This window comes from Brevibacillus sp. MS2.2, assembly GCF_013284345.1.
GTDB classification, from domain to species: domain Bacteria; phylum Bacillota; class Bacilli; order Brevibacillales; family Brevibacillaceae; genus Brevibacillus; species Brevibacillus brevis_C.
This window is the reverse complement of sequence record NZ_JABSUZ010000035.1, coordinates 51,112-57,352: the sequence shown is the minus strand read 5'-3', so window position 1 is coordinate 57,352 and position 6,241 is coordinate 51,112. Positions and strand designations below refer to the sequence as shown.

Genomic DNA, 6,241 nt, shown 5'->3' with positions numbered 1-6,241 from the left:
CGATTGGCCGCCGAAGCAAATAACCAATCAGGTGACGCTGGACTTTCATCGGAAAATTGATGAAGGCAACATCGATGACTTGAACGAATTAATCGATCATACGGTTCAGTCACTTCAAAAGCTGCAGCTACACATGGATCAACAAGCAAAAAGGTAAGCGGAAAGAACGGGGATTTACAAAAGGGCAGATGCGTATTATTATTTTGTTAACCTTATGATATTTTTAGTTAACAAAACGGAGGCTAGTACGCATGAGAAACGAACGCTTGAGATGGCTGTTGCTTTCTGCCATCTTTGCTGCAATGACTGCGGTATTGTCGCAGGTGACTATTCCCTTGCCGTTAATTCCGATTACCGCGCAAACGTTAGCAGTAGGGCTGACGGCGACTATTTTGGGAAAACGATACGGGACACTGGCTTTGGTTATTTACGTTTTGCTCGGTGCAGTCGGATTACCTGTATTCAGCGAGGCAAAAGGCGGCTTGCAAGTATTGGTCGGCAAATCCGGCGGGTACATATTTGGGTTTATTGCAACCGCTTATGTGACCGGGCTTTACTTGGAGAAAACAAGATTCACCTTGAAAAACGCCATCATCGCCAACATCATTGGCATGTTTGTCACACTCGCTTTTGGTACTGTACAGCTCAAATACGTCATGGACATTCCATGGGATAAAGCTGTCGCTTTTGGTGTAACTCCTTTCCTCGTTGTAGGGGTTGTCAAAGCAGTTCTGGCTTCTCTGATTGGCATTAAGGTACGCGAGCGACTGATTGCTTCTCGTCTGTTGCGCACAGATCAACCAGTTACACGATAAACAAAATGATTTCGTAAGCCATCCGAAGTTCGGGTGGCTTTTTTTCGCATAATCTCCTTATCGTGCCGGATACTATCGGTAGGATTTTGCATGTAAAAAGGAGGAGACGCATGAATATCACGATAACCGGCCCAAAAGGCCTTCCGATCTCAGGGAACCTGATGGCATTTCGCCGCTCGCCGCTTCAGTTCATCCGCGACGCAGCAGAAGAACATGGAGAAGTCGTCCATTTTCGCTTCGGTCCTTCCCGCCATGTTTACCTGTTAACGAATCCGGATCACATCAAAGAGGTTTTGGTCAGCAAGCAGGCGCATTTTCGAAAAGGGAAAGGACTACAGGCGGCACGACCTGTTGTAGGGGATGGAATTCTCACCAGTGAAGGAAAAAAGCATCTGCGACAACGGCGTCTTATGCAGCCAGCTTTTCATCGAGAGCGTATCGCCAACTACGGAGGGGTGATGGTCCGCCAAGCAGTTGATCTGATGTCGGATTGGAAAACAGGGGAGCTGCGCGATATTCACTCGGACATGATGAAAGTAACCCTTGCGATCATTACAGAGACTATGTTTGGCAAAACCGTCAAGGAAGGCGCCGATCAGATTGGACATGCCATCGATGTCGGTTTGAAATACGTGGCAAACAAAGGCTCCTCTTTTATCGACATTCCGTTGTCCGTACCTACCAAAAGCAATCGGGAGTTCCTGGAGTCGAGTGAGCTGCTGGACAAAACGATCTATTCCTTGATCGAAGCTCGTCGTAATAGCGAAGGAGAAGAGCACAAGGACTTGTTGGGGATGCTTTTGGCTGCGCGTGATGAAGATGATGGGGAAGGAATGACAGATGAGCAGGTGCGCGACGAGGTCATGACCATTTTTGTAGCTGGTCATGAGACGACTGCGAATACCATGTCGTGGATTTTCTATTTGCTGGCTACTCATCCCGAGGTGGAGAAAAAGCTGCATGACGAGCTGTCGACGGTGCTATGTGAAAAGCTGCCGACAGTCGAGGATCTTCCCCAGTTGAAGTATACGAATCTCATTGTACAGGAAACGCTGAGGCTCTATCCTGCGGCCTGGACGATTAACCGGGAAGTGGTAGAAGAGGTTGAGATAGGCGGTCACACGTACAAGCCTGGCGATACGCTGATGATGAGCCAATATGTCATGCATCGTAACCCACGCTATTATGAGCAGGCTGAACAATTCATTCCAGAGCGTTTTGACAGTGACCTCTTAAAACGAAACCCTGCTTATGCGTATTTTCCCTTTGGCGGTGGGCCGCGTGTTTGTATCGGAAACAACTTTGCTTTGATGGAGGCAGCTTTGCTATTGGCGACGATCGCACAGCGATATCGACTACGACTGGCTGAACCGAATCAGGCAGTAGAGCCCGAGCCGTTGGTCACCTTGCGTCCCAAGAACGGACTGCCGATGCGTTTGGAGAAAAGATAGAAAAAAATGGAAATAGAAGGCAAAAAAAGAGGCATCTTATCACTACGGTTTCGCCGATTGTGTCAGATACCGAACTGGGGGTTATTTATCACTGAAAGCAACATGCTTACAAAAATTATTTTACAAGTAAAATATAAAGAAATAATTAACTAGGAATAAATCTATATAAAGTAAGGGTAGCTTGTGAAAGCTACCCGTGGAAGAAGGGGATGGTGAAGGAGAAACTGCTTCCCATTCCCAATTCACTGTTTACCATCAAATCTCCGCCGTGAAGCCGGACGATGCTCTTGCAAATTGTTAAGCCTAAGCCTGTACCGCCACTGTTGCGATTGCGTGATTTTTCCGCCCGATAAAACTTGGTGAAAATCTTCGGCAAGTCTTCAGAGGCGATTCCTTCTCCCTTGTCGATCACAGTAAAAAGGACATGCCCTTCTCGTTGATCACAAGTAAGGTAAATGGAGCCATCCGGTTTATTGTAGTGAATGGCGTTGTTCAACAAGTTTTCCATGACACGACGCAGCTTGGTCTCATCCGCTTCGATGTGTAGTTCATTGGAAATACGCAGCTTCCAGTGAAAGGTGAGGCCTGCTTCTTTGATTCTTGGCAAATAGTCCTCAATGATTCCTCTCAAGAAGCTTTTGACATGAATGCGGTTAATGTTAAGTCGGACTTCGGAGCTTTGGGCGGTGAAGTCCTGCAACTCATCCAGCAGTTTTTCCAAGTCCGTCGTTTTTAGCTCGATTTTACTCATCTGTTTCTGTATTTTGGTCATATCCGTCACACGACCGGAGCCGATATATGACGCATATCCTTTAATCGTGGTGAGTGGTGTGCGGAAGTCGTGGGCGATCGAAGCAATCATTTCGGCCTGTCTTTCTTCCGCTAAGCGAAGCTCATCAACCATATCCCCAAAATATCGAAAGAGTTGTCCAAACTCATCATGCGAGCGATACGTAAATGTCACTAACCGTTTCCCTTCCTGGATTTCTTGGGTGACGCGCGATAATTCGTTCACGGGCCGTAGTATCCAGCGAACGAACAATGCGAGCAGAACCAATCCTACCAGACTAATGCTTCCATAAATAAACCAAAGCATCATGGAAACCCCTGTCGTAGCCATCATGTCGTAATCATCTGTGTAGAAATAAACAACGATCTCCCCTGTACGCGGTGGCTCCTGCTGAAAATGGTACTCAGCGACCACTTTGAGGTCACTTTGCTTGGCAGAATCGCCACGGTTTGATGCGGAGGGAGAAGGCATTTTCAAATTATAGGCGCGTGATGTTTTGCTGTAGATGGTGTTCCCATTGGCATCCTTCACGAGCATGCGGTACATCACGTCGTCTGGCAACTGCTTTTCAAGCTCCAAACGCTCGATGGGGTCCTTGAAATTACTGACGAGAAGCAATTGATTGAGCATGACCTTCTCAGCGGCTTCCTTCTCAGCCTGGTACTGATTATGCCGATCATTTTTGAGTTGAGCGACAATAATGTCTTGAAAAACAAATTTAAACAACAAGATGTTGAGTGTGATCAAGGCAATGAAGGAGAGAAAAATTTTATTGCGTAAGCTCATTTAAAGCTTCTCCCCGATAAATACGTAGCCTGTCCCCCATTGTGTTTTAATGAACTGACGCTCTGTTTCCAACTTTTCACGGAGGTTTTTGATATGGACGGTCACTGTATTGAGCGAGCCATAACCATATCCCCAGACACGGTCATAGATTTGCTCTCTTGTAAAGACGATGCCGGCATTTTCTGCGAGGAATGTGAGCAGTTGAAATTCTTTTGTCGAGAGCTCAATCTTTTGATTACATACATAAACGGAATACGTTTCTTTATGAATTTCTAGGTCCTTGAATTTCAAAACGGTAATCGGAGAAGAGGCCGTTTCCTTCTCAGGCTGCTCTTCCGTATGCTTGCGAATGCGCTCATAGCGGCGCAGGTGAGCACGAATGCGAGCGAGCAGCTCTTCTGTATCAAAGGGCTTCGTGATGTAATCGTCTGCACCGATTTCGAAGCCAACTACCTTATCTACCGCTTTTCCTTTTGCACTGAGAAACAGTATAGGCAAATCCCACTCACGGCGAATTTGAGAACAGAGCTCGTAGCCACTCATGTTGGGCATCATAATATCCAAAAGGATCAGGTTGGGTCGGTCTCCTTGGCTGAGCAGGGAGAGTGCATCTTCTCCGCTCTCTGCGGAGGAAACGGTGAAGCCCTCGTTCTCCAAAATGTCTTCTAGCAGTTCAATAATCTCCAGATTGTCATCGACAATTAAAATGTGATCTTTCACCGGAACAACCCCCAGTTACTTCTATTAATAAGGAATACCATTCAAAGAATGGGTCTTGTCTATCATAACATGCTTTGACCTGATCAGGGGAAGAAACCCCGTAAGTTATTAAGTTGTTCGAATATATGGGGGTACATCTTTAGACCAGGTACTAAATTTCGTCAGAAAAAGCCAGAGACGGAGTGTCCCTGGCTTTTATTATTTTGCCGAACGACTATTTTTGAGCTGGTTTTTCCGGCAACGATGCAGCTTGCACCGCTTTTTCCTTTTTCGGAGTTTCTGCTTTCGCTAGAACAGGAACGCTGAGACGCTTGGCGCCTACATACCGCTTGCTCCAGTAGTATGGATCGTTCAACTTGGTGTTGACGACTCCACGACCAGATTCCGAGTGCACGAATGTGCCGTCTCCAATGTAGATACCCACGTGAGAAATGCTGCGACCGTTCGTATTGAAGAACACGAGATCGCCTGGCTGCAAATCTTTTCTGGCTACCTCTGTACCTAATTCGTACTGGGAAGCAGAATTGTGAGGCAGGTCTACACCTAACGCATCAAATACGTAGCGCGTGAAACCGGAGCAGTCAAAGCCCTTTTTGGACGAGCCGGAAGATTTGTAAGGGGTACCGTACAAGTCGCTGACTACTTCACTGAGAGAATTCTCCTCAGCAGCCTGTGCAGCGCCTGCCCCCATAGCAAGCAATCCAGCCATAAATAAAGATAAAACCACCTTGCGCAAAAGAAACTGCTCCCTTCGTGAGCCTACGAGGTTAGCTGAAGGGTTCGGTCGAAAGGACGCCCTAGGCTGCTAGGAGTAGCAACCATTCACCCCAAAAACGTGGTTCCCCCGTTTCCGCCAAGCGGAATTCGGCTATTTTTCGATGTTTTTTTACACGCACTCTTACGAAGATTCTACGCGAGTCCTTTTTTTCCTTCTTTTTATCTGTTCGTTCACATATTCGTCACAAAAATACCGTCAAATGCTGTAACGTTTTCGTTCGACAGTGCAAGCCGCCGTTCGACGCGGGCTGGTTCTGCCTTGTGGGACAGCTCGTCCGATTAGGGCAGGAAATTGTCTCCGTCCAAGGACGGAGGGAAAAACCAACCGCACGCCCGTTATGGGAAGCCTATACCGAGGGCTACAATAAGGGCATAACGTTCCACAAGCACCACATGCAAAACGAATGGAGGTAAGCGAGTAATGAGCGAACGGTCTGGCAAAGTTCTACTCGGGCTGGTTCTGCTGCTAGTCGGTGGGTTGGTTCTACTAGATCTGGTGGGTATCGATATCGGAGACTTGCTCGGGTTCATCATTCCCGGTGTGATCATGATATACGGTGCCAAAAAGATTATGGGACAAACCGGTTCACGCTTTTGGGGAATCCTGGTCTTCCTATTCGGGTTCCTGATGTTGATTGGCAAGCTTGACCTACTATTTCACGCACTTCTGGCCATTGGGGTGATTTATCTGGGATATCGCTTACTGCGTCCCAGCCAAGAACCTAAACAAGCTCCACCTGCTTGGGAGCGTGAATGGGCCCAAAAAGTATTAAAGGAAGATACGCTAGACGCTTGGGAGAAAAACGTAACCAAACGGTCATAACCGTTTTGGTAACCGCAATAACACTGTGTCGCAAGAGTCTTTTGGATGAACAATATGATGTGATATGATGAGGAGGAAA

Annotated in this window: 6 protein-coding genes and 1 riboswitch; of the genes, 3 read left to right on the top strand and 3 right to left on the bottom strand. The window is 47.1% G+C overall.

Annotated elements, in window-relative coordinates:
* The first annotated feature begins 251 nt into the window (after window positions 1-251).
* On the top strand, window positions 252-815 hold the full coding sequence (locus HP568_RS24290; RefSeq protein WP_048031401.1) for a biotin transporter BioY: 564 nt from the start codon (window positions 252-254) through the stop codon (window positions 813-815).
* Between the two features lie 110 nt (window positions 816-925).
* Window positions 926-2,266: a cytochrome P450 gene (locus HP568_RS24285; protein WP_048031402.1), complete on the top strand. Its 1,341-nt coding sequence runs from the start codon at window positions 926-928 to the stop codon at window positions 2,264-2,266.
* 190 nt (window positions 2,267-2,456) lie between these two features.
* On the opposite strand, the gene HP568_RS24280 is transcribed toward HP568_RS24285, so the two are convergent.
* The 3 genes from HP568_RS24280 to HP568_RS24270 form a co-directional block, all read right to left on the bottom strand.
* Window positions 2,457-3,842 carry a sensor histidine kinase gene (locus HP568_RS24280; protein ID WP_048031403.1) on the bottom strand — a complete coding sequence of 462 codons (1,386 nt, stop codon included), beginning with the start codon at window positions 3,840-3,842 and terminating at the stop codon, window positions 2,457-2,459.
* The gene (locus HP568_RS24275; protein WP_048031404.1) at window positions 3,843-4,562 is read right to left on the bottom strand and encodes a response regulator transcription factor; all 720 of its coding nucleotides are present in this window, start codon (window positions 4,560-4,562) and stop codon (window positions 3,843-3,845) included.
* A gap of 214 nt (window positions 4,563-4,776) precedes the next feature.
* Window positions 4,777-5,298, bottom strand: a complete 522-nt coding sequence (locus HP568_RS24270) for a C40 family peptidase (protein WP_173630456.1) — start codon at window positions 5,296-5,298, stop codon at window positions 4,777-4,779.
* 4 nt (window positions 5,299-5,302) lie between these two features.
* Window positions 5,303-5,442: riboswitch (cyclic di-AMP (ydaO/yuaA leader) on the bottom strand.
* Window positions 5,443-5,760: 318 nt separating this feature from the next.
* Here HP568_RS24270 and HP568_RS24265 point away from each other — a divergent pair.
* On the top strand, window positions 5,761-6,162 hold the full coding sequence (locus HP568_RS24265) for a LiaF transmembrane domain-containing protein (RefSeq protein ID WP_048031406.1): 402 nt from the start codon (window positions 5,761-5,763) through the stop codon (window positions 6,160-6,162).
* Window positions 6,163-6,241: the final 79 nt, after the last annotated feature.